Origin of the sequence: Paraburkholderia nodosa (assembly GCF_001718195.1) — a bacterium.
In the GTDB taxonomy this organism is placed as follows: domain Bacteria; phylum Pseudomonadota; class Gammaproteobacteria; order Burkholderiales; family Burkholderiaceae; genus Paraburkholderia; species Paraburkholderia nodosa_A.
In genome coordinates, this window is sequence record NZ_MCNV01000004.1 from 57,404 (window position 1) to 83,888 (window position 26,485).

Genomic DNA, 26,485 nt, shown 5'->3' on the forward strand with positions numbered 1-26,485 from the left:
TGGGGCCGCAAGTCGGGCCGCTTCCCATACTGACATAAGGAAACCTTAAGCATTCTCGAGGAAACTGTCGGCCTTGCCGACGTGTTTTCCCTGCGTATGAGAACGGTCTACTCCGAACTGAAGAGCGCGCGCCTGCGCCCTACATCCAGCCGCGTGGCCGTGCTGAAGGTATTTCATGAGGCGCCGCACGAGCATCTGACGGCTGACCAGGTCTTTCGCCGCATTGCAAAAGACGTGGAGCAATGCAGCCTGGCAAGCGTCTATCGCGCGCTTGCGCAACTGATGGAATCGTCGCTGCTCGACAGCACCTGGGTTGGCGAAACGCGCGTGGTGTACGAACTCGGGCGTGGTGCGCCGCACGCGCATCTCGTGTGCGAGAGCTGCAAGACCGTGGTGGACATCGACGAGCCGATGCTGCAGGAACAGCACGCCGCCATCGCTGCAGCGAAACGCTTTCGCTATACGCATTCGAGTCTCGTCGTGTTCGGGCTTTGCGCCCAGTGCGCCGCGGCTTCGTCGTGAACTCGCGCATTGCCGGCGCCAGGTTCAGAGCGTAACTATCACCTTTCCCAACTGCTCGTTCGATTCCAGATAGCGGTGCGCCTCGACGATCTGCTCGAAGGGGAACGTCCTCGCTATGACGGGCCGTAGTACCTCCGCTTCCAGGCCGTCCAGAATGAAGGCTTTGGAGCGCATCGTTTTTGCACCCGCCTGCTTCGTGTTTGCTCGCGCAAGCAGCTTGAGCGCATACTCGCCCCATACCGGCTACCATGGTATTCCGCCTGCAGTCTCGCGCTGATTCGCAACGACCTGCGCGGCGAACTAACCGGAATACAGGAGCGAAAGAAAATGCTTTTCCGCAAGACGATGTTGGCCGTAGCCGCATTCAGCGCCGTGCTGGCCAGTGCCGGCGCGAATGCCCAGATCGCGGGCGCGCAGCCCTTGAGCGTTTCGGTCGAGCAGTCGCAGGCGCTGCTCGAAGGCTGGAGCGTGAAGAAGAGCGTACTCGGCAAGTCCGTTTATAACGACGACAACGTGAAGATCGGCACCGTGCGCGACCTGATCGTAGCGCCGGACGGCTCGGTTTCCGCAGCCATCGTTTCGGCGGGCGGTTTCCTTGGCGTCGGCTCCCACGACGTCGCCGTGCCCATCGCTTCGCTCGACGTGCGCCAGGGCAATCTCTATCTGCCCGGCGCAACCAAGGAAGCGCTGAAGGCCACGCCCGCGTTCCAGTACGCGAAGGTCGAATCGCCGCCGAAGCCGAAGAAGGTCGAGAAGCAGCAGTAAGCTAGAGCCGTCGCGTTTCAGCAGCCGTACTTCCAGTCCGGCTGCTGCAACGCCATGCCGTGCAGACCGCGATATTCGGCGACAGGCGGCGAAGACCAGCCTTCCAGCAGCGCCGGCGCCAGCCGGTAGATCTCGATGCCGAGCGGCCGGCAGACTTCCAGCGGGTCGCGTGCATCGGGTCCCCACATCGGCAATGACAGGTCGCCGCCGGGGCAGGTCGAAAGCGCGCACAACAGGTCGATCTCGGCGAAAAACTCGAGGTAGTCGCCCTTCTTCGCCGGGCAGGCCTTCATGAAGTACTTGTCCTCCAGATTCAGGCCTGTGCACTGGAACACGTTGAGCACGTCGTGCACGTCGTATTCGGTGAGCCCGTACGGCGCGATGGCGCGCGTGAGATTCGAGTGGCAGTGGAAATGAAAGTCTTCGCCGGTCAGCATGCGGTTCACGTAGGGGTCGCACCGCGTGCCGAGCAGGTCGTGTACGCGTCCGCCATGTTCGTCCACGCCGTAATCGGCGAGGCTGTCGTCGGTGATGGTGACGAGCGGGCGCAGGAAGGGCAGCGTCGACCACAGGCGGTCGAAAGTGCTCACGTGCGCCTGCTGGAGCTGGCGCGTGCGCGAAGCCCACATGCGTTCGCGCGGATCGTGCCGGTTCCACAGATTGAGGTCGGCGACCTGCGGGCCTTCGATCGTCACGATGCGGAACACGTGTCCGGCGGGCACGCTCCAGGCTTGCCCCGAGCGTATCGGCACGACGATCGATTCGATTAGCTCGCGCTGATCCTTCTCTTCGGCGATGCGGCGGTAAAAGGGTTTGTTCACGTCGAGCGCGGAGCCCTTGGTCGACTGGTAGGCGGCGGGATAATTCAGCATTGCCTCGTACTCCTGTATGAACGACCTGCGTGAACGACCTGTGCCCGCATTCGCGAAGCCGATGGGGCACGGCGCAGCCTTCGCGGGATCTCTGCTGGGGAGTATAGGAATCGCGCAACGGTAAGCCAAAGATTGTTCAACGATGCAATGTTGGGGATTCGCGGACTTTTTGGCGTGATCGGGCCTGCCCGCGCTCGAGGTGGCATCGTGTACAGTTCGCTTACTCCATGACCGCGGCGCCTGCTTCCGAGGCGAGCGCAGCCCAACGACGCGACGGTACATGATCAGACTGGAAGACCTCGTTATCTTTATCAGTGCAGCGGACAACGGGAGCCTCTCGGCCGCCGCGCGCCAACTCGATCTCACGCCCGCGGTGGCGAGCGCAGGCCTCAAGCGCCTCGAAACCGAACTCGGCACGCGCCTGCTCGCACGCTCCACGCGCAGCCTGCGCCTCACGCCGGACGGCGAACGCTACCTCGAATACGCGCGCGGCGTCATGGAGCAGGTGGAGGCCGGCCAGAACGCCGTGGCGCATGGGCGCAAGATGATCGGCGGCACGGTGTCGCTGTCTATTCCCTCCGATCTCGGGCGCAACGTGCTCGTCCCCTGGCTCGACGACTTTCAGGTGCAGCATCCGGCGGTGTCGTTCCAGGTGCACATTGGCGACCACGTGACAGACATGTTCCGGTCGCCGGTTGCCGTGGCGGTTCGCTATGGCGTGCCCGAAGATTCCTCCCTCGTCGCGCTGCCCCTCGCGCCCGACAACCGGCGCGTGCTGTGCGCCGCGCCCGGCTATTTCGCGCGTCACGGCAAACCCGCGACGCCTGCCGATCTCTCGCGCCACAACTGTCTGCGCTTCGCGTTGAGCGACACGCTGCACGACCGCTGGACCTTCTACCGCGGCGACGTAGCGAGCGTCGTGAACGTGCAGGGCAACCGCAGCAGCGACGACGGCGAACTCGTGCGCCGCTGGGCAGTGGCGGGGCATGGCCTGGCGTACAAGTCGCGTCTGGACGTGCTCGCCGATATCCAGGCGGGGCGCCTCGAAACCGCGCTCGACGCGTTTCGGGGCGAAGGCGCGCCGCTGCATCTCGTCTGCGCGCACCGCACGATGCTCTCGCCGACCGTCAACGCACTGCGCGATTGGCTGCGCGATCGCATTGCCGCGTATCTCGCCTGATATTTGAATCCGCGGTCAGTCCGCTCGCTGTTCGGTACCGGGCCCGATCGCCCCCTCGATCTTCAAAACAGCGTTGAAGCTGAATTCGCCGTTTGCCCCTATGCGCGCCGGGCGCGCTGGCCGATTATTCGTACGAAGACGAACGGCACGGAGGCTCGGATGATCGTCGCGATAGGCCGCTTTTACCTGCGAGCCGACAAGATTTCGCGTTTCGAGGCGGCCTGGCTGCGCGTATGCCCGCTGCTCACGAACAAGCCGGGTTATCGCGGGCACCGCCTCGGCCCGCAGTGCGAAGACGAAGGCTGCTACGTGCTGGAAGTGGAGTGGGACTCCCTCGACGCGCAGAGCGCGTTCATGATGCACGGCGATTTCCAGACCTTCCTGCACACGCTGTGGCCGTACTTCTCGGCGGACCCCGACCTCTATCACTTCGAGCCGCTCGTTCAACAAAGCCGGTTTCCCGCAATTTGACTGTCTGGAGGTATTCACGATGAAAGCGATTGGTTACTACCGAAATCTCCCCATCAGCGACGCCGATTCGCTGATCGATCTCGATCTCCCCGAGCCGCAGCCGGGTCCGCACGATCTGCTCGTCGAAGTACACGCGGTGTCGGTGAACCCGGTCGACGTGAAGGTGCGCGCGAACAAGGCGCCCGAAAACGGCGAGCCGAAAGTGATCGGCTGGGACGCGAGCGGCACCGTGCGCGCCGTGGGCCGTGACGTGACGCTCTTCAAGCCGGGCGACCGGGTGTGGTATGCGGGCTCGCTGCTGCGCCCCGGTACCAACAGCGAATTGCACGTGGTGGACGAGCGCATCGTGGGCCGCATGCCGCGGAGCCTCAACTTCGCCGAGGCGGCCGCGTTGCCGCTCACCTCCATCACGGCGTGGGAGCTGCTGTTCGACCGCCTCGAGGTGCCCGAAGGCACGGCGCCGTCCGGCGACTCGCTGCTCGTGATCGGCGCGGCGGGCGGCGTCGGTTCGATTCTCGTGCAGTTGGCGCGCAAGCTCACGGGCCTCACGGTGATCGGCACGGCGTCGCGGCCCGAAACGTCGAAGTGGGTGAGCGAACTGGGCGCGCATCACGTCATCGATCATACGAAGCCGCTTTCGCAGGAAATCAAGCGTATTGGTATAGAAGGCGTGGACTATATCGCGAGCCTGAATCAGACCGACCATCACTTCGACGAGATCGTCGCCTCGATCAACCCGCAGGGGCATCTCGCGCTGATCGACGATCCGGAGCTGTTCGACTTCCGCAAGCTCAAGATGAAGAGCGTGGGCCTGCATTGGGAGTTCATGTTTACGCGCTCGATGTTCGGGACGAAAGACCAGATTCGCCAGCATGATCTGCTCGAGCGCATGGCTTCGCTCATCGACGAGGGCGTGTTGCGCACGACCCTCAACGAGAGCTTCGGGACCATCAATGCGGCAAACCTGCGCCGGGCGCACGAACTCGTGGAAACCAACCGCTCGCGCGGCAAGCTCGTGCTCGAAGGGTTTTAAATCGCGCCGTCCGTCACTCGGATGCGCGGTCGAACGCACAATGGGCCGTGCTCATGAGCCTCACGTACGGACCCCTCACGGTGCGGTTATGTGCTTACGGCTCGACGACAATCCACGTCGTCGAGCTCGAGCGCATCAGCGCGCAGTTTCGGGGCGCTTCCAGTGCGCGTTGGCGTGCTTGTCCGTAATGCGAACCTTCGCCAGCAGCGGCCTATAGCCTCTCAGGACGATTTCGCTGATCGCGAGAAGCTCGGAGCGAAAGATGTTCTCGGCGAACTTGCTGCCGTCCGCGAACTCCAGGGCATAGCCATCGATTGGCCCCCATTGGCCTCTCGGTAACGGTTCGATATAGACGTCCATCATGTTCTCCATTGATTAACAAGCGAATAAGAAGCGTCGTTGGATTCAGTCTATCGCAGTGAAAGACGACTTCCCTGCAGCATCGTGGAACCGCAATTTCCTTGTTGTTCAATGGTTTACGTGATGTCTTTCACGATAAGAGAAGGTGTCCTTCCATGTGCAATTGCAGGCCCGCAGCCGCAAATGCGGAATTTGCACACACCGGGCGCGCATTGCACGATATGAAAGCGCGAGCGTGCATTCACGCCTCGTCGCGCTGCGCCGGTTCGCCGAGATCGATCTCGTCCATGCCCTTGTTCAGCTGATTCAGGAAGTGCACGAGCGAAACCTTGTCGTCGAAGCGAAAGCTCGCGAGCGCCTGGCGATAAAACTCGTAGATCTTCGGCTGCAGGCTCTCCCAGAACACCTTGCCCTGCTCTGTGAGCACGACCTTTTTCGCACGCCGGTCCACGGTGTCGGCCACGCGCAGCACGTGATCGTCGCGCTCCAGGCGCTTGAGCACGCCGTCGAGACTCTGGCGGCTCACCACGAGATAATCGGCCAGTTCGGAAAACGACATGCCCTCTGCAACCTGCGGGCGCGACAGCGCGCCGAGCACCGACCACTGCACGGTCGTGATGCCGAGCGCCTTGGTCGTCTGCCGGTCGAGCGTGTTACCCGCCTGGAAAAGCCGGAAGAACAAGCGGTTGTGAATCGACGAGACGGATTGATCGTACGAAGGGTCGTTCTGGGTCATGGGCGCCTTTCGGTCGCCGCGCGAGTGCGGCGGCAATGAGACAAATACCTGATACGAAAATAGTGAAGGGAAGTGGGTGCGCCGTCCATCTGGGCAATACCCCTCCTCGTGCCCACAATATATATCATGATGTTGACGTAATTAAGGGGCTCGCCTAGAGTGTGGAAACGACGCTCGAGAATATCAAGAGACATCCCCATGGCGACCTACGATCGGCTTTTGACCCCGCTTCGCGTTGGCGCGACGCTGCTGCGCAACCGCATGGTGATGGGCGCGATGCACACGCGGCTCGAAACGCTCGACCGTCCGCAAGAGCGCCTCGCCGCGTTCTATGCGGCGCGCGCGGCCGGCGAGATCGGCCTGATTCTGAGCGGCGGGTTCTCGCCGAACGCCGAAGGCGTGATGGAAGCGGGCGGCCCGCTCTTCAATCGCGCGGAGCAGGTCGACGAGCATCGCGCGGTGACGCACGCGGTTCACGAAGCGGGCGGCAAGATCGTGCTGCAGATCCTGCACGCGGGCCGCTATGCGAAAGTGCCGGAGTGCGCGGGGCCCTCGGCCGCCAAGGCGCGAATCAACGCGTACGCGCCGCGCGCGCTCAGCACTCAGGAAGTGCGCGCCACCATCGATGATTTCGCCCGCACGGCGGCGCTGGCGGTCCAGGCCGGTTACGACGGCGTGGAGATCATGGGCTCGGAAGGCTATCTCATCAACGAGTTCACGGCCGCCGTCACCAACGCGCGCGCCGACGAATACGGCGGCAGCTTCGCAGGCCGCATCCGCTTCGCGCTCGACATCGTGCGCGCCGTACGCGCAGAAATGGGCCGCGATCCCATGCTGATCTACCGTATCTCTTCAATCGATCTCGTGGAAGGCGGCATGAGCGGCGCCGAGATCGCGGCGTTCGCGAAGGAGATCGAAGCGGCCGGCGCGGATCTCATCAACACGGGCGTGGGCTGGCACGAATCGGCGGTGCCGACCATCGCGGCGTGCGTGCCGCGCGCGGCCTGGCGCGACGCGATTCGCAACGTCAAAGAGGCGGTGTCGATTCCGGTGATGGCGTCGAACCGCATCAATACACCCGAGGTTGCAGAGGAACTGATCGCCTCCGGCGTGGCCGATCTCGTTTCGATGGCGCGCCCGCTGCTCGCCGATCCGGACTTCGCGAAGAAGACGCGGCTTGGCGTGGCCGACGAAATCAACACCTGCATCGGCTGCAATCAGGCCTGCCTCGACCGCATCTTCACGGAACGCACGGCCACTTGCCTCGTCAATCCGCGCGCCGGGCGCGAGATCGAATTCGCGGCGGGCAAGGCTTTGCAGCCCAAACGCATCGCGGTCGTGGGCGGCGGACCGGCCGGCATGGCGTTCGCGATCAACGCCGCCGAACGTGGCCATACGCTCACGCTGTTCGAAGCGCATGCGCGGCTGGGTGGGCAGCTGAATCTGGCGAAGGTCGTCCCCGGCAAAGCCGAGTTTCACGAGATGCTGCGCTATTTCGAGGTGCGGCTAAAACGGCTTGGCGTGACGTTGCGGCTTGGGGAAGCCGCTACGGCTGATGAACTCGCCAGCGAGGCGTTCGACGAGATCGTCATCGCCACCGGCGTCACGCCGCGCGTGCCCGATATTGCAGGTGTCGATCATCCGAAGGCGGTGTCGTACATCGATGTGCTCGCGGGCAAGGTCGAAGTGGGCGCGCGCGCGGCGATCATCGGCGCGGGCGGTATCGGTTTTGACGTGGCCGAGTATCTGCTGGGCGATGAGCAGGAATCGCTGGACCGCGGTGCGTTTTTCCGCGCGTGGGGCGTCGATCCTGAGAATGCGGATGCGGGCGGCTTGACGCGTAGCGACGCTCATGGCGCGCCGCGCCGTAGCGTGCACATGTTTCAGCGCAAGGAGGAACCACTCGGCAGGAGCCTCGGCAAATCGACGGGATGGATCCTGAAGGCCCGGCTGCGCAAGGCGCACGTGATGATGACGTCGGGCGTGACCTATGACGCGATCGACGACGAAGGCCTGCATTATCGCGTCGACGGCAAGCCGCATGTGCTCGCCGTCGATCATGTCGTGCTGTGCGCGGGCCAGAATTCGAATCGGACGCTCTATGACGAACTCGTCGCGCGCGCAGCGAAACCGAAGGTGATAGGCGGCGCCGATGTCGCCGCCGAACTCGATGCGTTGCGCGCTATCGATCAGGCCACGCGGCTCGCGCTAACGATATGACGTCGCTGCTGGCGCATGCGCTGGTCACGAATATGCTTCGTCCGTGAGCGGCGCACTCTTGCGCGCGTCGCGAATGAAAATTGCCGAGAGCGCCGCGCCAGTGAGTGCAACCGCACCGGCCAGCACGAACGCCGTGGCGAACGAGCCGCTGCGCTCCACCAGCAAGCCCGTCACTGCCGGCCCGATCACGCCCGAAAGGCTGCCCACGCAGTGCATGCAGCCGCTCACGCTGCCCACCCTCGCGGAATGCACGACGTCCTGCACGATCGCCCAGTAGAGCGCACCCGTCGCATAGAGCAGGAAGAGCGCGATGGACATCAGCGCGATGGCCGCGACAGCCGTATGGACGAGGCCGGCAACGCCCACGCACACGCCCGTCGCCGCGAGGCACGTCGACAGGACAAGCTTGCGTGAGAGCATGAGCTTGCCGGTCCAGCGGAAAATCGCATCGGAGATCGCGCCGCCCGCCGCGAGGCCAACGGTGCCCACGAGCCACGGCACGACGGTGGCGAGACTCATCTCGCGAATGTTGAGGTGATGCGCCTGCACGAGGTAGCTCGGGAACCAGCTCAGAAAGAAGAACAGCACGTAGTTGTAGGCGAAGAACGCCACGGCCGTTGCGATCACGAGCGGCTGGCGCAGCCATGCCGAAAGCGGCAAAGAAGCGGCGCTGTCGGGCACCGCGCGGCTCGCGTGCGCGACGCCCTGCCCCCGCCGCGCGGGCTCGGCTTCGTCGAGCGTGCTGACAAAGCGGCTTTCCGAGGGACGGTTGGCGGTGAGCAGCATCCACGCGACGCACCATACGAGGCCAATCGCGCAGATGATCCAGAACGCGGGGCGCCAGCCGAAACTGATCGCGAGCAGCCCGATGACCGGGCCGGCAATTGCGCCGCCGAGCGGCGAGCCGGCGCTCAGGAGTCCCATGGAAGTCGCGGCGATGTCGCGCGGCATCCAGTTGTTGACCATCTTGTTCGCGCCTGCGCAGAGCGGCCCTTCGGCCATGCCGAAAAGCACGCGCAGCACGAGCAGGCTCGCGAAGCCCACGGCCACGGCCGTGAGCCCGCAGAAGATCGACCACAGCCCGACCGCGAGGACATACACGATCTTCGGCCCGAGCTTATCGCTCGCGAGGCCGCCCACGAAGTTGAACAGCGCATAGCCTACGAAGAAGCTGCTGAACACGATGCCCATCTGCGCCGCATCGATGCCGAGGTCCTTTTGAACGAGCGGTGCGGTGATCGAAAGCGCCACCCGGTCGAGATAGTTGATGCCGTAGACGAGGAATAACAGGAATACGGTTATCCATCCCATCGTGCGTTGCTTCATGTTCAGTCTCCAGTCTTTATAGATATGGGCGCGCGTGCGGCATCAGGCAGGGGCGGGGCAAGCCAGCAGCGCGTTCGTGCCGTGCAGGCGCAGCGATTGCAGATGTCCGGCGAGCCGATCGGCGAACGCCTGCGGCCAGGGCGTTGCGCCAAACACGCTCGTGTGCGAGAGGGCGGCTTGCACGGTATCGAGCGCCGTGCTCGCGCCGCGCAGCTTCGCGGCAAGTGCGGGGGCGCCAGGATCACTCACCAGGACCGACGCGCCCGTGTCGCTGCGTTCGGTCGCGAGGTAGTGCAGCCAGGCGGCGAGCGCGCGTTCGAGATGGGGGCGCTCGATACCGCGCGCGAGGCTCTCGCGCAGCGCGGGTAGCCAGCGCACCGGCACTTTCTGGGTGCCGTCTGTCGCGATCTGACCGGTAAGGTGCGCAAGCGTCGGGTTGGCAAAGCGCGCCAGCAGATCCTGGCAGTACGAATGAACGTCGAAGCCGGGTGGGACCGTCACGGTGGCGAGCAGGTCCTCGGTCATCAGCGCGCGCACGAAGGCGGCCATGGCAGGATCGCCCATCGCATCGGAGACGGTTTCGCGCCCGCGCAACTGGCCGACATACGCAATCGCCGAATGCGAGCCGTTCAGGAGGCGCAGTTTCATGGCCTCGTACGGGTGCACATTGCGTGTGAGCAGCGCGCCCGCGTCTTCCCACGCGGGGCGCGGGCCGCTGAAGCGGTCTTCGATGACCCACTGGGTGAACGGCTCGCATACGATCGCGGCTTCGTCGTGCAGGCCGAGTTGCGTGGCAGCCGCGTCGAGCGACGCGGGCGTGGCGGCCGGCACGATGCGATCGACCATCGTGTTGGGAAACGCGATCGTCTCGCCGATGCGGCGCGCGAGCGCCGGGTCGAACTGCTCCGCATACTGGATCAGGAGCTTGCGCAGCGTGTCGCCGTTGGCCTGCATGTTGTCGCAGCAGACCACAGTAAGCGGCGCGCCGGCCGGGCGGCGGCGGATGCCCGCGGCGAGCACGCCAAGCGTGGTGCGGGGCGCATCGGGTGTCTTGAGGTCGTGGCGGATGCCGGGGTCGCCGGCGTCCAGCTCGGCGCCGGCGGGCGCGATGCTGTAGCCCTTCTCGGTCACGGTCAGGCTCACGATGGCCACGCCGGGGTCCGCAATTGCGCCGAGCACCCGGTCCATCGCCTCGGGCGCGTAAAGCGCGCCGCGCAGCGCGCCGACCACGCGGCACGCCGCCGTCTCGCCGCTGCGCTCAGTCACCGAATAGAGGTAGTCCTGGGCAGCCAGCGCCTGCGGCACGCGCCGCTCGCGCAGGCTCACGCCGACGATGCCCCAGCGCGTGTCGCCGCGCTCGAGCAGCGCTTCCGTATAGAGCGCCTGGTGCGCGCGATGAAACGCACCGAGCCCGAGATGGACGATGCCGGGGCGCACGCGCTGGCGGTCGTATCCCGGCTGGCGCACGGTCGACGCGGCTTTAGTTAGTGAGCGCTCGCATAGAAGAGGTGCCGTCATTGCTTTGTACCATGGTACGAATACGAATGACTGAAGCTTAGTCCGATGTTTTATCTCGTTTTATCGGGGTTAACGCTATGCGGTGACCGCACAGCGCATTTGCTACCATGGTACAAACCGTTTCCCGTTACCGACATGAGCCAGACCGTCATCGAACCGCAAGAGGACGCCGTCCTCGCCGCACTGAGCGGATTCGTCGCCAATCCCGACGCGTCTTATCGCCCGCAGGTGCACGCCTTCCTGCGCGACGCCATCGTGCGCGGCTCGCTGCCGCCGCGCGCAAGCCTTTCCGAAGCCGCGATTGCCGAAGCGCTGCAGGTCAGCCGCACGCCGGTGCGCGAAGCGCTTGCGCAGCTCGCCGACGAACATCTCGTGAACATCTACCGCAAGGTCGGCACGATCGTCGCGCCGATCTCCGTTTCCCAGCTCGAAGAGGGACGCTTCGCGCGCAGCACGCTCGAATGCGCGAACCACGTGCAGCTGGCCCAGACCATCACGCCCGAGCAGCTCTCGGAGTTCGGCCGGATCGTCGATGACCAGCGTGACGCCGTCGCGCGCGGCGACGTCGATCGCTTTTTCGATCTCGACGAGCTGATGCACCGGCGCCTGTTCGAATTCGCGGGCCGCTCGCATGTGTGGGAAATGCTGCAGCCAATGAAACGCCAGTTCGATCGCGTGCGCTGGTTGCTGCTCGACCGCGTGGCGGACCATGCGCAGCGCGCGCTGCGCGAACACGAGTTGATCCTCGCGCATATTGCCTCGCGCAACTTCGCGCAACTGGGCGCGACGGTGGCGAGCCATATCGACCGCGTGGGCTCGCATCTGCCGGAAGTGCGGGCGCGCGTGCCCGACTATTTCGTCGAATGAAACAGAGTGGAGACAGCAATTGAAGATTGAACGGTTGCAGACGATCGTCACCTGCCCCGGCCGCAATTTCGTGACCGTGAAGATCGTGACCGACGAAGGCGTGTACGGTCTCGGTGACGCGACGCTCAACGGCCGCGAACTGGCCGTGCGCTCGTACCTCGAAGATCACGTGTTTCCGTGCCTCGTGGGCCGCGACCCCCGCAATATCGAGGACATCTGGCAATACCTCTATCGCGGCGCGTACTGGCGGCGCGGCCCGGTCACGATGACGGCGATCGCCGCGATCGACATGGCGCTCTGGGATATCAAGGGCAAGCTCGCGAACATGCCCGTGTATCAGTTGCTGGGCGGCAAGAGCCGCGAAGGGCTGATGGTCTATGGCCACGCAAACGGGCGAGACCACGAAGAAGCCATCGACGCGGTGCGCCAGCATGTGGAGGAGGGCTACCAGGCGATTCGCGTGCAGTCAGGCGTGCCCGGTCTCGACAAGGTGTATGGCGTGGGCAAGGTCAAGGGCGAATACGAGCCCGCCCAAAAGGGGCTGCCGCCCGAGGAACCGTGGGACACGGCGCTCTATCTGCGCCATACGCCCGAACTCTTTCGCAAGGTGCGCGAGGCCGTGGGCTTCGGCCCGCATCTGCTGCATGACGCGCACCACCGCCTCACGCCGATCGAGGCCGCGCGCCTGGGCCGCGACCTGGAGCCGTATCGCCTCTTCTGGCTGGAGGACGCGACACCGGCCGAGAACCAGGAGAGCTTCCGCCTGATCCGCAGCCACACGAGCACGCCGCTTGCGGTGGGCGAGGTGTTCAACTCGATCTGGGACTGCAAGGACCTGATACGCGAGCAGCTCATCGACTATATCCGCGCGACCATCGTGCACGCGGGCGGCATTACGCATATGCGCCGCATTGCCGATTACGCGGCCATGTACCAGGTGCGTACGGGCTTTCATGGCGCCACCGATCTTTCGCCGGTCTGCATGGCCGCCGCCGTGAACTTCGGCCTGTGGGCGCCGAACTTCGGCATTCAGGAACTGATGCCGCACAACGCGCTCACGAATGCCGTGTTCCCGCATCAGTACCGCTTCGAGAACGGTTTCCTCGTGATGGACGAAGCGCCGGGGCTCGGCGTGGACATCGACGAGACGCTGGCCGCGAAGTATCCCTATGAACGTGCCTATCTGCCGGTCGCCCGTCTGCGCGACGGGTCGATGTGGAACTGGTAGGCAGACCTGATCAAATATTCATGGAAGCGTCCACTATGTTGAGCGTCGTAGTCGATCAACCGAACAGCCTCGCCGTGCGCGAGATGCCCACGCCCACGCCCGCGGCGGGAGAAGTGCGCGTGCGGGTGCGTTATGCGGGCATCTGCGGCTCGGACCTGCACATCTATCGCGGGCACAATCCGTTCGTGTCGTATCCGCGAATCATCGGCCATGAGTTCGTGGGCCGCATCGAGTCCGTGGGCGACGGTGTCGATACCGCGCGTGTGGGCGAACTCGTGGCCGTCGATCCCGTCATCAGCTGCGGGCGTTGCCACGCATGCCAGATCGGGCGGCAGAACGTGTGCCGCAATCTCGTCGTGCTGGGCGTGCATCGCGACGGCGGTTTCAGCCAGTATGTGTGTGCGCCCGCGCGCAACGCGTACCGCATTCCCGAGCGCATTGCGCAATCGTGCGCGGCGATTGTCGAGCCGTTCGCCGTGGCGGCGAACGTTACAGCGCGCACCGGTGTGCTGGCCAGCGACGTTGCGTTGATCTACGGCGCGGGCACCGTCGGCCTGACGATCCTCCAGGTGCTCAAGCGCGTGTACGGCGTGCGTGCCTTCATTACGGATCAGCTCGACGAGCGGCTCGAACTCGCACGCGATTGCGGGGCGCAGGCCGACGAAACGATCAACACGCGCAACGAGCCGCTGGCCGACGCGCTGCGCACGCGCGGCGTGGAAGACGGCCCCACGCTGATCTTCGACGCGGTGGGCCATCCGACCATCCTCGAAGAAGCGGTGCGGCTCGCGGCGCCTGCGGGACGTATCGGGTTGCTCGGCTTTTCGTCGACGCCTTCGGCCATCGCGCAGCAGGAGCTGACGAAAAAGGAACTCACGTTGTGCGCCTCGCGCCTGAACTGCGCGATGTTCCCGACCGTGATCGACTGGCTCGAGCGCGGGCTCGTCACACCGGAATCGATCATCACGCACAAGGTGGATTTTCGCGAGGTGAGCAGCGCGTTCGAACTGGCGGAGCACAATCCGCGCGAAACTTGCAAGGTGTTGCTCGACTTCGGCGCGTAAAATGCGGGACCTTCGTGCAACAGAATCTCTTCGCGCATGCTCCCCCGAATACTCGTTAGCGCTTGCCTGCTTGGCCATCCGGTTCGATACGACGGCTCGGCGAAAACCGTTGCGCATGCATTGATGGAGCAGTGGCAGCGCGAGGGGCGGCTCGTGCCCGTATGCCCGGAAGTTTCAGGCGGGTTCGGCGTGCCGAGGCCGCCTGCGGAGATCGCAAACGCCGCTTCGGGCGCCGCGGTGCTGGCGGGGATCGCACACGTGATCGACGTGCGCGGCGAGGACGTCTCCGCGTATTTCGTCGAAGGCGCCCGCGTCGCGCTCGAACTGGCGTTAGCCCACGACTGCCGCTACGCGTTGCTGACCGATGGCAGCCCTTCGTGCGGCAGCCGTGCCATTTACGACGGCAGCTTTGCGGGCCGCAAGCATGCGGGCGCAGGGGTGACGACTGCGTTGCTGCGCGAGCACGGCATCGAGGTCTTTGCCGAAACGGAAATCGAAGCGCTTCACGGGCGGCTCACGCAGGCCAGCGCGTAGCGCCGTAACTACGGCGATTACCGCGCAATCACGCTTCCTCGCCGCTGCCGGCTTCCCTCACGATCCATTGCTTGAACGCGCGCATGGCGGGCGTCGCCGTTTTCCCCTTTTGCGACGTGAGCCAGTAGCTGCCGGCCTGCACCTCGATATCGAAGGGCCGCACGAGCCTGCCCGCCGCGAGATCGCGCTCGAACATCGAAACCGGGGCGAGCGCGATGCCCGCGCCCTGCATTGCCGCTTCCACCATGAGCCGCGACGAATCGAATACGGGCCCGCGCACCGGACGCGGGGCGAGCCCGGCGGCTTCGAACCAGAGCGTCCAGTCGTCGGCGCGATACGAGCGCAGCAGTTTTTCGTTGGCGAGATCGGCAGGGCTTTGCAGACGCTGCGCGATATCGGGCGTGCAGAGCGCGGCGAGCGGCGCGTCGAACAGCTTCGCGGCGCGCGAACCGGGCCAGGTGCCGTCGCCGAACCGGATGGCGAAGTCGAGACCTTCTCCCGCGAGATCGACGAGATTGTTGTTCGTCATGATGCGCAGCTCGACGAACGGATGCGCGTCGTGAAACGACTTCAGGCGCGGCATCAACCAGCCCACCGCGAAGGTGCCCACGGCCCCCACGGTCAGCACCTCGTGAAAGTGGCCGCCCTCGAATTGCCGCAATACGGCTTCGATCCGGTCGAACGCATCGGTGAGCACGGGGCGTAGCGCGAGACCTTCGTCGGTGATCGCAAGGCCGCGCGGCAGGCGCTTGAAGAGGGTCGCACCAAGCCGCTCCTCGAGCGTGCGGACTTGCTGGCTCACGGCCGCCTGAGTGACGTTCAGCTCGCTCGCCGCGCGTGTGAAGCTCAGGTGCCGCGCCGACGTTTCGAAGGCACGCAGGGCATTGAGGGGCAGATACGTTCGCATGATCGAGTCATAAGTTTTTCTGGGGCAACGCGCAATTTATCATCGTTTGTCACCCTGGCGAGAACGCGCGATAGTGGCGGCACTTCAGGGAGAGGCCATGATCACGCGACGTCGATTCACGATGACAGTGTTGGGCAGTGCGATAGCTGGCGTTGCATCTCACGCGTTCGGCGCCACGGCGGGACAAGCGCCGGAAGCGGGCGCGGCGCCCGCTGGCGCAGTGGAAAAGCAGCTCGCCGCCATCGAGGCGCAGGCAGGCGGGCGGCTCGGCGTGGCGATGCTCGATACGGCGAACGGGCACGTGCGCGGATGGCGCATGCACGAGCGCTTTCCGATGTGCAGCACGTTCAAGGTGTTGCTCGCATCGGCCGTGCTCACGCGCAAGGATCACGGCAAGGAAGACCTCGCGCGCAAAATCGTGTATTCGCTTGCGCAAGTCGTGTCGTATTCGCCGGTGAGCGGACCGCGCGCGGGTAGTGAGGGCATGACGGTCGCCGAACTGTGCGAAGCCGCGCTCACGCGCAGCGACAACACGGCGGCTAACCTGTTGCTGGAAAGCATTGGCGGACCGCCCGCGATCACCGCCTTCGCACGCAGCATTGGCGACCCGGTCACGCGCCTCGATCGCAACGAGACCACGCTCAACGAAGCGATCCCCGGCGACCCGCGCGATACGACCATGCCTGCCGCCATGGTCGCGAACCTGCGCGAATTGCTGCTGGGCGAGCGTCTGTCTGCGGCATCGCGCGAGCAGCTCATTGCATGGCTCGTCGCCAACAAGACCGGCGACGCGCGTTTGCGCGCAGGCTTGCCGAAAGACTGGCGCGTGGGCGACAAGACCGGCACCGGCGACCATGGCACGGCAAACGATGTGGCAATTGTCTGGCCCACGGAACGCGCCCCTATTCTCGTCACGACGTATCTCACCGGCGCAACGCATGCGAGTTCGGCTCAGCGCGATGCGGCGATCGCGCAGGTCGGAGTATGGGCGGCGAATCTCTGATGCAATTGATACGGCATCCTGATCGTATGAAAAGAGACCGATCGTTCGCTCAACGTTCGCTTCCTTACACGTTGTTATATTTGCAACATTGACTTAATTTTTTGACGTCGATGTCGTCAATAGGGATGACCTCTCACTACGGCGTCCCCATGTCATTCCTTACCAGAATCAAGATCGGTCCGCGTCTCGGCGCGGGCTTTGCCATTGTGTTGCTCCTGCTCGGCGCGGTGGGCGGCATCGGGCTCCTTCAGGCCTCGCGCATATTCGACGGCACGGAAGAAATCGGCACGAATTGGCTGCCTAGCGTCGAGACGCTCGGGAACATGCGCAATCAGGCGCAGGACGTGCGCCGCACGTCGCTGCGCATGCTGATCACCAACGACGCCAGCGAGAAGGCCGCACTGCACGACCAGCACGCCCAGATGATCAGCCAATTCGGCACGATGTTCGACAGCTATTCCAAGCTGGTCTCTTCGGCTGAAGAGCGCCGCGTGGCCGATTCGATCGGCACCGCATGGTCGCAATATCTGGACGACGACAAGAAGATCGAGGCCTTGATCATGTCCGCCGATGGCGGAGCGCCCGATGCCCGCGCTGCGGTCGCGTCCGCATCGGCGAAGTCGTTCACGGGCGTGATGGATCTCATCAACCAGGACGTGACCCTCAATCACAATGGCTCGACCGCCGAGGTCGCCGCGGCGAAGGCGGCGTACCGAAGCGCGGTCGCGTGGACGATCGCGCTGATCGTGATCGCCATCGGCTTCGGTGCCACGATTGCGCTCTTCATCACGCGTTCGATCACGGGCCCGATTGCTCGGGCCGTGGACGTGGCCGAAACGGTGGCGCGCGGCGATCTGACCGCACGCATCGACGTCGAGGGCACCGACGAGGCGGCCCAGTTGCTCGGCGCGCTGCGTCACATGAACGAGCGGCTCGTCGACCTGGTGGGCCGCGTGCGCACGGGCAGCGAAGGCATTGCGACGGCTTCCGCGCAGATCGCGGCCGGCAACACCGACCTGAGCCAGCGCACCGAAGAGCAGGCCGCTTCGCTCGAAGAAACGGCGGCGAGCATGGAAGAGCTCACCGCGACCGTGAAGCAGAACGCCGATAACGCGACACAGGGCAACACGCTGGCGGGCCAGGCTTCGCAGACGGCCACGCGCGGCGGCGAAGTGGTGGGGCGCGTGGTCGATACGATGCGCGATATCGCCAACAGCTCCGAGCAGGTCGCGCAGATCATCTCGGTGATCGAGGGTATCGCATTCCAGACCAACATCCTGGCGCTCAACGCGGCCGTGGAAGCGGCGCGTGCCGGCGAACAGGGCCGCGGGTTCGCGGTGGTGGCCGGCGAAGTGCGCACACTGGCGCAGCGCAGCGCGACGGCAGCGCGCGAAATCAAGGAACTCATCAGCGTATCGGTCGAGCGCGTGAACAACGGCACGGCGCTCGTGGACGATGCGGGCCGCACGATGGGCGAGATCGTGCAATCGGTCAAGCGCGTTGCCGACCTGATGAACGAGATTTCGGCGGCTTCGGGCGAGCAGCGCACCGGCATCGAGCAGGTCAACCAGGCCGTCACGCAGATGGACGAGGTCACGCAGCAGAACGCGGCGCTCGTCGAGGAAGCGTCGGCGGCGGCGCAGTCGATGTCCTCGCAGGCAGCGGCGTTGCGCGAACTGGTGTCCGTGTTCAACATCGGCTCGGCGGGCCGTGCGGCCACGACGAGCATCGCGCCGGCGGCGAAGGCCGTTGCGAGCGCAACGGTCAGGCGTCCCGCAGCTTCCAGGCCTGCACCCGTGCGTGCCCCCGCTGCGTCCGCTCCGAAGGCCGACCGCCGCGAACCGGCAACGGCCACGTCCGATGACGACTGGCAGACCTTCTGATGTAGTGCGCTAAAAGCGCAGTTCAAACGCCCCGGTTAGCAGCACAACCGGGGCGTTTGCATTTTTGATGCGGCTAGCAGCGCATCAAAGCACGCCGAGCGTGGACTTCGGTTCCAGAAACGCTTCGATCCCGAAGGCGCCGTACTCGCGCCCCATCCCCGATTGCTTGAAGCCGCCGAACGGCGCAGCCGGCTCGTGGGCGAGCGTATTGACGAGCACGCGGCCCGCTTCGATCTGCGCGGCCACGCGGCGCGCACGCGCGACATCGGTCGAGAGCACGTAGGCTTGCAGGCCGTAGGGCGTGTCGTTGGCGATCTCGATGGCGTGCTCCATGTCGCGATACGCGATGATCGAAAGCACGGGCCCGAAAATCTCCTCGCGCGCGATGGTCATGTCGTTCGTCACGCCGCTGAACACAGTGGGACGCACGAACCAGCCCGACTCGATACCCTCGGGCCGCCCCGCGCCGCCCGCAATCAGGCGTGCGCCTTCGTCGATGCCGATGCCGATATAGCGCTGCACGCGTTCCCATTGCTTCTGGCTCACCATCGGGCCGACGCTCGTGCGCGTGTCGCGCGGATCGCCCGCGTGAATCTGTGCGACGGCTTCCACGACACGCGCTTCGAATTCGACGAGCCGCGACTGCGGCACGAGAATGCGCGTGCCCGCAATGCATGCTTGCCCGCTGTTCATGAAGCCGGCCTGCAGCGCGAGCGGCACGGCTACGTCGAAATTCGCGTCGTCGAGCACGACGACCGGCGACTTGCCGCCCAGTTCGAGCGTCACGCGCTTGAGCGTTTCCGCTGCCGTGCGCAGGATCGACTTGCCCACTGCGGTCGAACCCGTGAACGAGATCTTGGCGACGTCGGGATGCGCGGCGATACGCGCGCCCACGGTGTCGCCGCGGCCCGTGACGATGTTGAAGAGGCCCGCAGGCAAGCCCGCCGAATGCAGCGCCTCGGTCACGATGTGCGTCTGGAGCGCGCTCATCTCGCTCGGCTTGATGACGGCCGTACAGCCCGCCGCGAGCGCGGCTGCCAGCTTGCCGCAGATGAAGCCCGCGTCGCTGTTCCACGGCGTGATCAGCCCCGCTACGCCAAGCGGCTGCATGGTGACCTCAGCCGTGCCTGCGCGCCGCGTGAATGTGTAGCTTTCCAGCGTCTGCGCGGCGTCGCGCAGCACGTTGGAGGCGTGCTGCGCCATCCAGCGGCCGCGCGAGACCGGTGCGCCGTACTCCTGCACGATCGCTTCGAAGAGCGCGTCCTCGCTCGCGACGACGGCCTCGTGCAGCGCCATCAGCATCTCGATACGCTGCGCCTTCGGGGTGCGCGAAAACGCCGGGAACGTGCGCTTGGCGGCGGCGATCGCCGCGTCAGCGTCCGCCGCGTCGGCGAGGCGCACGCGGCCGATCACCGTCTCGGTCGCGGGGTTGAAGAGGTCGAAGTGTTCCTCGCCGTGCGGCGTGACGAACGCGCCGTCGATATAGATTTTGTCGATGATCTGCATGGCTGTTCCAGAAACGTGAGTCGATGAACGCAAGATAGACGCCTTGCATTGCGTTGACTAGCCGTACAATGACGCATGACGTGTTGAGCGATTTGGGACAATGAAAACATCGGGCCTGGTGGAACTCGAAGCCGTGCTGGCCGTGGCGCGCCATCGCAGCTTCCGCGCCGCGGCAGACGAACTGAGCGTGTCGACTTCGGCGGTCAGCCACGCGGTGGCGGCGCTCGAAGCACGTATCGGCGTGCGGCTCTTCAACCGCACGACGCGCAGCGTGGCGTTGACGGAAGCAGGCGCGCAGTTCGTGGGCAGCGTCGCGCCCGCGTTGTCCACGATCCGCGAGGCGCTCGACCAGGCCGGGAGCTTTCGCGACACGCCCTCCGGCACATTGCGCATCAACGCTTCGGTAGGCGCGGCGAAGCAGGTTATGCCCGTTTTCATCGCTTATCTGCAGCGCTATCCCGAGATGAAGCTCGATCTCGTTACGGAAGGGCGGCTCATCGACATCGTGGTCGACGGCTACGACGCCGGCGTTCGTCTCGCCGAAACGGTGCCGCAGGACATGATCGCCGTGCCCTTCGGCGACCGTCAGCGTTTCGCAGTGGTTGGCAGTCCGGAGTACTTTGCGAAGCACAAGCCGCCGCGTACGCCAGCCGATCTGAAGGCGCATCGCTGCATACGCAGTCGCATGCCGAGCGGGCAAATCTACCAGTGGGAGTTCGAGCGGCGCGGGCAAGCCGTGCGCGTGGACGTGGAGGGCACGTTGACGCTCGACGAGCCCGGTCTCATGCTCGCGGCCGCGCGCGATGGACTCGGCCTTGCATATTTGACCGAATGGAACGTGAATGCGGACCTGGCGGCGGGCACGCTGGTGCGCGTGCTGGAGGACTGGACGCCGCCGCTCGACGGGCTCTGCCTCTATTACACCGGGCGGCGGCACGCGCCGGCGGGGTTGCGCGCGCTGATCGAGACGATTCGCGCACACGCCGACGCCGTGCGTAAGCGTGCTGCCGCGCCCGCGAAAAAGAGCCGGCGCGGGGCTGCCACCAAGGGTTGATCGTGGCGCACGCGATCATCGCCGGTTCCGATCGCGACTACCGTGGATTCCCGTTTCCGTTGCGTACGGTCCGAACGCAATACCGACCTCTCCACGATGGAGAGACGCATGGAAACGGACATCACGAATCGAACCGCGCGCACGAAGACCGCGAACGTCATCATTCAAGGTTTCTCAATGCCGACACGGAAAAGGGACACCGCGGTGGCCTCGCTTGCGGTGGCTGACGCAGGCGTAGCGTTCAGGCGAGCGATGCGAACCGCCCGGCTGCGCCGCCCCGGCGATACAGCACGAGAGTCGCGACGAGTCCGCACGCGGCGGCGAAACTGAGCCAGTATCCCGGCGCGGCCTTGTCGCCGGTAATCTCGATGAGATACGTCGATACGGCGGGCGTGAAACCACCAAAAACCGCGGTGGCGAGACTGAACGCGAGCGAGAAACCGGCCACGCGGACCTCGGCGGGCATGACTTCAGTGAGTGCTGCAACCATCGCGCCGTTGTACATGCCGAAGAAGAACGAGAGCCACAGCAGCACGACGAGCATGCGAGCAAAGCTCGGCGCCGATGACAGCCAGGAGAGCGCCGGATACGACGTGCAGATAGCGAGCGCCGTGATGGCGATAAGAATCGGCCTGCGGCCGATGCGATCCGAGAGCGCTCCACCAACGGGCAGCCAGAAGAAGTTCGAGAGGCCCACGCAAAGCGTGATGATCAGGCTGTCTGCGGTAGTGAGCTTCAGAACGGTTTTGCCGAAGGTCGGCGTGTAGACCGTGATGAGGTAGAACGTGGTAGTCGTCATGGCGACCAGCATCATGCCCGCGAGCACCGTCCGCCAGTTTTGCAGCATCGTGGCGAACACTTCGCGTGCGCGCGGATGGTGCGTGCGCGCCTTGAACTCGTCGGTTTCCTGCAGCGTGCGTCGCAACAGAAAGATAACCGGCACGATAGCGCAACCGACGAAGAAGGGAACGCGCCATCCCCATGCGCCGATTTCACTGGCCGTCATCAGATGGTTGAGCAGATAGCCGAGAGCGGCTGCGACCACGATTGCGACCTGCTGGCTCGCGGACTGCCAACTCGTATAGAAGCCCTTGTGCCCCGGCGTCGCCATTTCTGCCAGATAGACAGAGACGCCGCCCAGCTCGGCGCCAGCGGAAAAGCCTTGCAGCAGGCGCCCGAGCAGCACGAGAGCGGGTGCCAGAAATCCGATCGTCGCATATCCGGGGACGCACGCGATCAGGATCGTTCCGCTCGCCATGATCGACAGTGTGACGATCAACCCTTTGCGGCGCCCCACTTCATCGATGTATGCGCCCAATATGATCGCGCCCAGCGGGCGCATCAGGAAGCCCGCGCCGAACACGGCGAAGGTGAGCATCAGCGAGGCGAACTCGCTCGTGGACGGAAAGAAGATGCGCGAGATGTAAGTCGCATAGAAGCCGAAAAGAAAGAAGTCGAACTGCTCCAGAAAATTGCCGCTGGTCACGCGCAGCACTGCGCCAAACTTCGACGTTCGGCCATGCGCGCTATCCCCGGCGTTGAGCGATGAGGGATGCATGAGTTGTCTCCATGGATGTGTTATGTGAGTGCGGCCGCCCGTCGAAGGTATTGCCTCGAGGACCGCCGTTAGTCCGAGCCGGGTTGCAGGCGGCTGGCCTGTCGTTTTTCGATCGATGACTTGAGAAGCGCCGCACAGCGATAGATTCCGTGGGCGAATTTGCCGTAAGGCAGCGTGGCGAAGAGTGCCATCACGACGCCGAGGTGGAGGGCCAGGAGCCACGCCATCGCGGCGGTGTCGCGCCACGCGAGGAGCGCGAGACCCGAAACGCTGGTCAAGAGCAGCAGCGCGATGAATCCACGGTCCATCGGGCGCTGCTTCGGATCGCCCCGGCTCGGGTCGCGGCGCAGATTGAGCCAGAGCAGGCCCGCCGGCCCGACGAGCAAACCGGCACCACCCGCTGTGCCGAGCATCACGGGCAGACTCAGGACCGGGTAAGGCGCGTGCAGATTGAGCGCATAGTGATAGAAGGTGGCCACCGCCGTAGCCGCGAAGCACAGCATGAATCCATAGAAGGTCAAATGATGGAAACGCCGGCGTGCGAGCGTAAAGGCATCATTTGACTCGTTGCAGCCGTCGCCATGGCCTCCGTCGAGATACGTCAGGGTAAGCGTGTGCTTCGCGGCCTCGGCGATGGCCGGCGCGCTGGCCGGTCCCGCAGACACGTCACGCCAGAATCTCGACACGCCGACGCCGAGCGCGAGGATCGCGAAGCCGAAGACCGAACCGAACATCGCCGCGAGCAGGTTATGCGGGAAAATCGCATAGAAATTGCCGCCCAGATTGCCGGCGAACAGCGAACCCCTGAACCCGATGCCAAGCATCAGAAAGAGGGCGAGTCCGATCGCGAGTGCAAGCGCGACGGTCAATCCGTTGCGCTTGTAGAGTGCGCCCATCGGTGCGGGCCACGCATACTCCGCATAGGTTTCGACACGGACTTCGGCCATCGCCTTCGGCACGTTCACGGCGAACTCATGTGGCGGCGCATACTGGCATGCGTGATAGCAAGCGCCGCAGTTGTGGCACAGGTTGGCGAGATAATTGACGTCTGCCTTGGCGAATTCGAGGCGCCGTGTCATCGCGGGAAAGACCGCGCAGAATCCTTCGCAGTAACGGCACGCGTTGCAGATCTGCATCTGCCGTGCGACTTCCGCTTCATTTTGCGTGAGCGGGAGCACGCGGATTGTCCGCGCCGCGGGCTCGCTCGTGGCCGTGTAGCCGGTGATGACGGAAGGCGAGGCGAGTTCCCGCGCCTCGCGGGCAAGCGCTTCAAGCTTTTGCACGTTGAACTCCAGTGTAATGAGCAGCAGCCATCGCAGCCTGTGTGCCGGCAATGCGTCCGAACGCGGTGCCGATCGACATGCCGACGCCCGCGGTATAACCCTTGCCGAGCACGTTGCCGGCCATCATTTCTCCTGCAACGAAAAGGTTGTCGCTGGGGCGTCCGCCGAAATGCACCTGCGCATGGTCATTCACCTCGAGTCCCAGGTACGTGAACGTGATGCCCGGCCGCAATGCATAGCCGAAGAAGGGAGGGGTATCAATGGGCCGCGCCCAGTGGGTTTTCGCTGGCGTGAGGCCTTCGGTGCGGCAGTCATCGAGTGCCGTGTGATCGAAGGTACCGTCGCGGCACGCGGCGTTGTAGGCGCGAATCGTCTCGACGAAGGCCGCTTCGGGCAAATGCAGTTGATGCGCCAGTTCGTTCAGCGAAGCGGCTTTCGCGCCCGGGAACACCGGAGGCATGAACCGCCCGACGGCCTTCGCGTCGATGATCGAATAGCCGATCTGGCCCGGCTGCTGCGCGACGAGCCGTCCCCAGATCGCATAGCGCTTCGGCCAGAAGTCTTCGCCCTCGTCGTAAAAACGCTGCGCGTCGCGATTGACGACTACGCCGAGCGACACGCAGTCGATACGCGTGCAGATGCCGCCATCATAGAGCGGCGCGCGGGCGTCGATGGCGACGCAGTGCGACTGCGACGGATCGCCAATCGCATCCGCCCCTGCTTCGATCATGTGCTTGAGCAGCAGGCCCTGATTGAAGCGCGTGCCGCGAATGAGAAAGTTGTCGGCGGGCCATTCGCCGCGCTCGTTTTGCCCCCACGCTTCTCGCAGCCACTCGCGATTCGATTCGAATCCGCCGGCCGCGAGCACGCAGGCGCGCGCCTCGAAACGTTGCACGCCGCTGCGCGCCGCGACGAAGCGGCCTGCGTCGAGTTCGATTGCGTCGACAGGCGTGTCGTAGCGGATCTGGACCCCGATCGCTTCGGCGCTGCGGTAGTAGGCGTTCACGAGCGCTTTGCCGCCGCCCATGAAGAACGCATTGGTCCGCGCGACGTGCAGGGCACCGGAAAGCGGCGGCTGAAAGCGCACGCCGTGCTTGCGCATCCACGGACGGCATGTCGACGATGCCCGGATCACGAGCCGCGCGAGCGCCTCATTCGTGATGCCGCCGGTCACCTTGAGCAAGTCTTGCCAATATTCCTCTTCCGGATAAGCATCGACCAGCACGTCTTGCGGCGCATCGTGCATGCAGCGCAGATTGCGAGTGTGCTGGGAATTTCCGCCGCGCCATTCGCGCGGCGCCGATTCGAGAAGCAGGACGGAGGCGCCGGCTTCTCGCGCCATCAAAGCGGCACACAGCGCGGCATTGCCTCCGCCGATTACAAGAACGTCCACCATCTGGGTTGTCTCCTTTGAGACAACTATAAGAAGCTCCGTCCGGCGCGGCCATCAGGGAGACGGCAAGGGGTCTTCAGGATTCGTGAAGAGCGGGTTGGCGCAGCGTTGCGCCGGGCCAGCGGCCTGCCAGGACGGTATCGCGCGCGACATCGGCGAGTACGACGCGCGCGGCAAGCCCCGCGGGAGAAAGTTCGTCGTCCGAGACGCTCGCAATCAGGTTCGGTCTTGTCGCGTATGCCTCGACGAGCGGCACGCTCGCCAGTGAAGCGTTTTCTGCGCGTGCGAGCGCCGCTCCGGGCTGAATCGTCGCGCCGAGCCCACCGCGCACGGCGTCCATGAGCATGGCGAGGCCGTCGACTTCGGCGGCGATGCGCGGGGTGTAGCCAGCGCGCTTGAATGCGGCGTCGAGCAGTGCGCGAAGGCCGTGTGTGCCGCTCGGCAGGATCAGCGGCAGGGGGCCCAGTTTCGCGATCGACGTGCGCGATCTTGCGGGCATGCCTTGCAGCGTCGACGCGCCTATTACGAACAGCCGTTCATCGAGCAAGGGCATGACGCTCCAGCGCTGCGCGGGCTCTTCACGAAACAGAATCGCGAGATCGATTTGCCGGGCGCCGAGCATCGCGCCGAGATAACCGGAGAGGCTTTCGACCATGCGCAGCCGCACGTCGGGATACCGCTCGCGCATTGCCTGCATGAATGCGAGACCGAGCACGCCTGTCGTGCTCGGCGCGAGGCCCACGCTGACATGGCCCGAGAGGCGAGCCTGGCGCGCGGCCAGTGCGGCATCGTCGACGTGGCGCAGCGCGAGTTGCGCCTGGCGCCAGAAGGCGAGTCCCGCGTCGGTGGGAACGACGCCGCTCGAAGTTCGCTGTAGCAGGCGCGTCGAGAGTTCGCTTTCCAGCCTGCTGATCTGCTGGCTGAGCGCCGACGTGACGATGCCTAGCTCGAGCGCGGCCTTGCCCATGCTGCCGTGTTCGACGACGCTGACAAAATATCGCAACTGCCGAAGTTCCATCGAAAGTCTCAGAGTATGCGGTCCCGGAGAACCGGTTCGCGCGCATCCAGTTAGTTTCCGCTGCTCGATGCCCATAAGCGCGGCTAACGTAACAGGTTCGCCACTTGCCATTTCATCATGAATCGGGCCCGGCGTCGCGATCGAGTGGGGTTGCCGGCTGATCGAGGCAGAGATCGGGCACGCC

The 26,485-nt window shown here is 64.8% G+C and carries 25 protein-coding genes; 13 read left to right on the forward strand and 12 right to left on the reverse strand.

The annotated features are described in order from the left end of the window. Positions 1-96 precede the first annotated feature (96 nt). Positions 97-522: a Fur family transcriptional regulator gene (locus BFD71_RS09490; RefSeq protein WP_069263017.1), complete on the forward strand. Its 426-nt coding sequence runs from the start codon at positions 97-99 to the stop codon at positions 520-522. A 24-nt stretch (positions 523-546) separates the two neighbouring features. Here BFD71_RS09490 and BFD71_RS39000 read toward each other — a convergent pair whose 3' ends face one another. Continuing rightward, entirely contained in the window at positions 547-696 is a 150-nt protein-coding gene (locus BFD71_RS39000) for a zinc-binding dehydrogenase (protein ID WP_083245153.1), read from the reverse strand. Between the two features lie 153 nt (positions 697-849). On the opposite strand from BFD71_RS39000, the gene BFD71_RS09495 reads away from it, so the two are divergent. Next, positions 850-1,287: a PRC-barrel domain-containing protein gene (locus BFD71_RS09495; RefSeq protein WP_069263018.1), complete on the forward strand. Its 438-nt coding sequence runs from the start codon at positions 850-852 to the stop codon at positions 1,285-1,287. Positions 1,288-1,304: 17 nt separating this feature from the next. Here BFD71_RS09495 and BFD71_RS09500 read toward each other — a convergent pair whose 3' ends face one another. Continuing rightward, the gene (locus BFD71_RS09500; RefSeq protein WP_069263019.1) at positions 1,305-2,159 is read right to left on the reverse strand and encodes an urea carboxylase-associated family protein; all 855 of its coding nucleotides are present in this window, start codon (positions 2,157-2,159) and stop codon (positions 1,305-1,307) included. A gap of 280 nt (positions 2,160-2,439) precedes the next feature. Here BFD71_RS09500 and BFD71_RS09505 point away from each other — a divergent pair, with 280 nt between their 5' ends. The 3 genes from BFD71_RS09505 (at position 2,440) to BFD71_RS09515 (ending at position 4,843) form a co-directional block, all read left to right on the forward strand. Next, positions 2,440-3,339: a LysR family transcriptional regulator gene (locus BFD71_RS09505; protein ID WP_069263020.1), complete on the forward strand. Its 900-nt coding sequence runs from the start codon at positions 2,440-2,442 to the stop codon at positions 3,337-3,339. Between the two features lie 159 nt (positions 3,340-3,498). Then, positions 3,499-3,810, forward strand: a complete 312-nt coding sequence (locus BFD71_RS09510; RefSeq protein ID WP_069263021.1) for an antibiotic biosynthesis monooxygenase family protein — start codon at positions 3,499-3,501, stop codon at positions 3,808-3,810. A 19-nt stretch (positions 3,811-3,829) separates the two neighbouring features. After that, positions 3,830-4,843 (forward strand): zinc-binding alcohol dehydrogenase family protein, encoded by a 1,014-nt coding sequence (locus BFD71_RS09515; RefSeq protein ID WP_069263022.1) that lies wholly within the window; start codon positions 3,830-3,832, stop codon positions 4,841-4,843. Between the two features lie 135 nt (positions 4,844-4,978). On the opposite strand, the gene BFD71_RS09520 is transcribed toward BFD71_RS09515, so the two are convergent. Continuing rightward, positions 4,979-5,206: a hypothetical protein gene (locus BFD71_RS09520; protein WP_069263486.1), complete on the reverse strand. Its 228-nt coding sequence runs from the start codon at positions 5,204-5,206 to the stop codon at positions 4,979-4,981. Positions 5,207-5,444: 238 nt separating this feature from the next. Further along, complete coding sequence (locus tag BFD71_RS09525) at positions 5,445-5,939, reverse strand: MarR family winged helix-turn-helix transcriptional regulator (RefSeq protein WP_069263023.1); 495 nt, start codon at positions 5,937-5,939, stop codon at positions 5,445-5,447. A gap of 198 nt (positions 5,940-6,137) precedes the next feature. On the opposite strand from BFD71_RS09525, the gene BFD71_RS09530 reads away from it, so the two are divergent. Further along, the gene (locus BFD71_RS09530) at positions 6,138-8,159 is read left to right on the forward strand and encodes an NADPH-dependent 2,4-dienoyl-CoA reductase (RefSeq protein ID WP_069263024.1); all 2,022 of its coding nucleotides are present in this window, start codon (positions 6,138-6,140) and stop codon (positions 8,157-8,159) included. Between the two features lie 24 nt (positions 8,160-8,183). Here the strand turns inward: BFD71_RS09530 and BFD71_RS09535 are convergent, their stop codons facing one another. Both BFD71_RS09535 and BFD71_RS09540 read right to left on the reverse strand, forming a co-directional pair. Next, positions 8,184-9,485: an MFS transporter gene (locus tag BFD71_RS09535; RefSeq protein WP_069263025.1), complete on the reverse strand. Its 1,302-nt coding sequence runs from the start codon at positions 9,483-9,485 to the stop codon at positions 8,184-8,186. A gap of 42 nt (positions 9,486-9,527) precedes the next feature. Next, complete coding sequence (locus BFD71_RS09540) at positions 9,528-11,003, reverse strand: mannitol dehydrogenase family protein (RefSeq protein WP_069263026.1); 1,476 nt, start codon at positions 11,001-11,003, stop codon at positions 9,528-9,530. Between the two features lie 135 nt (positions 11,004-11,138). Here BFD71_RS09540 and BFD71_RS09545 point away from each other — a divergent pair, with 135 nt between their 5' ends. Genes BFD71_RS09545 through BFD71_RS09560 form a run of 4 tightly spaced genes read left to right on the forward strand, consistent with a single transcriptional unit; the run spans position 11,139 to position 14,696 of the window. Next, a complete protein-coding gene (locus BFD71_RS09545; RefSeq protein ID WP_069263027.1) occupies positions 11,139-11,870 on the forward strand; it encodes a GntR family transcriptional regulator in 732 nt (243 codons plus the stop codon). A 19-nt stretch (positions 11,871-11,889) separates the two neighbouring features. Then, entirely contained in the window at positions 11,890-13,098 is a 1,209-nt protein-coding gene (gene manD / locus BFD71_RS09550) for a D-mannonate dehydratase ManD (protein WP_069263028.1), read from the forward strand. 35 nt (positions 13,099-13,133) lie between these two features. Further along, positions 13,134-14,162, forward strand: coding sequence for a Zn-dependent oxidoreductase (locus BFD71_RS09555; RefSeq protein WP_069263029.1), 1,029 nt, complete (start codon positions 13,134-13,136; stop codon positions 14,160-14,162). Between the two features lie 36 nt (positions 14,163-14,198). Then, entirely contained in the window at positions 14,199-14,696 is a 498-nt protein-coding gene (locus BFD71_RS09560) for a DUF523 domain-containing protein (protein WP_069263030.1), read from the forward strand. 28 nt (positions 14,697-14,724) lie between these two features. On the opposite strand, the gene BFD71_RS09565 is transcribed toward BFD71_RS09560, so the two are convergent. Further along, positions 14,725-15,603, reverse strand: coding sequence for a LysR family transcriptional regulator (locus tag BFD71_RS09565; RefSeq protein WP_069263031.1), 879 nt, complete (start codon positions 15,601-15,603; stop codon positions 14,725-14,727). Positions 15,604-15,700: 97 nt separating this feature from the next. Between BFD71_RS09565 and bla the strand changes: the two genes are divergently transcribed. Together bla and BFD71_RS09575 are read left to right on the forward strand one after the other, a co-directional pair. Further along, positions 15,701-16,606: a class A beta-lactamase gene (gene bla / locus BFD71_RS09570; protein WP_069263032.1), complete on the forward strand. Its 906-nt coding sequence runs from the start codon at positions 15,701-15,703 to the stop codon at positions 16,604-16,606. Positions 16,607-16,755: 149 nt separating this feature from the next. Continuing rightward, on the forward strand, positions 16,756-18,489 hold the full coding sequence (locus tag BFD71_RS09575) for a methyl-accepting chemotaxis protein (RefSeq protein ID WP_069263033.1): 1,734 nt from the start codon (positions 16,756-16,758) through the stop codon (positions 18,487-18,489). Between the two features lie 84 nt (positions 18,490-18,573). Here the strand turns inward: BFD71_RS09575 and BFD71_RS09580 are convergent, their stop codons facing one another. Further along, entirely contained in the window at positions 18,574-19,995 is a 1,422-nt protein-coding gene (locus tag BFD71_RS09580; RefSeq protein ID WP_069263034.1) for an aldehyde dehydrogenase family protein, read from the reverse strand. 100 nt (positions 19,996-20,095) lie between these two features. Between BFD71_RS09580 and BFD71_RS09585 the strand changes: the two genes are divergently transcribed. Then, positions 20,096-21,049 (forward strand): LysR family transcriptional regulator, encoded by a 954-nt coding sequence (locus BFD71_RS09585; RefSeq protein WP_069263035.1) that lies wholly within the window; start codon positions 20,096-20,098, stop codon positions 21,047-21,049. 241 nt (positions 21,050-21,290) lie between these two features. On the opposite strand, the gene BFD71_RS09590 is transcribed toward BFD71_RS09585, so the two are convergent. The 4 genes from BFD71_RS09590 to BFD71_RS09605 all read right to left on the reverse strand — a co-directional run bounded on the left by BFD71_RS09590 (position 21,291) and on the right by BFD71_RS09605 (position 26,301). Next, positions 21,291-22,607: an MFS transporter gene (locus BFD71_RS09590; protein ID WP_069263036.1), complete on the reverse strand. Its 1,317-nt coding sequence runs from the start codon at positions 22,605-22,607 to the stop codon at positions 21,291-21,293. 68 nt (positions 22,608-22,675) lie between these two features. Next, on the reverse strand, positions 22,676-23,890 hold the full coding sequence (gene tcuB, locus BFD71_RS09595; RefSeq protein WP_069263037.1) for a tricarballylate utilization 4Fe-4S protein TcuB: 1,215 nt from the start codon (positions 23,888-23,890) through the stop codon (positions 22,676-22,678). Then, positions 23,877-25,286: an FAD-dependent tricarballylate dehydrogenase TcuA gene (gene tcuA / locus BFD71_RS09600; protein ID WP_069263038.1), complete on the reverse strand. Its 1,410-nt coding sequence runs from the start codon at positions 25,284-25,286 to the stop codon at positions 23,877-23,879. The genes tcuB and tcuA overlap by 14 nt, the downstream gene beginning before the upstream one ends. A 73-nt stretch (positions 25,287-25,359) precedes the next feature. After that, positions 25,360-26,301, reverse strand: coding sequence for a LysR family transcriptional regulator (locus tag BFD71_RS09605; RefSeq protein WP_069263039.1), 942 nt, complete (start codon positions 26,299-26,301; stop codon positions 25,360-25,362). Between the last annotated feature and the right edge of the window lie 184 nt (positions 26,302-26,485).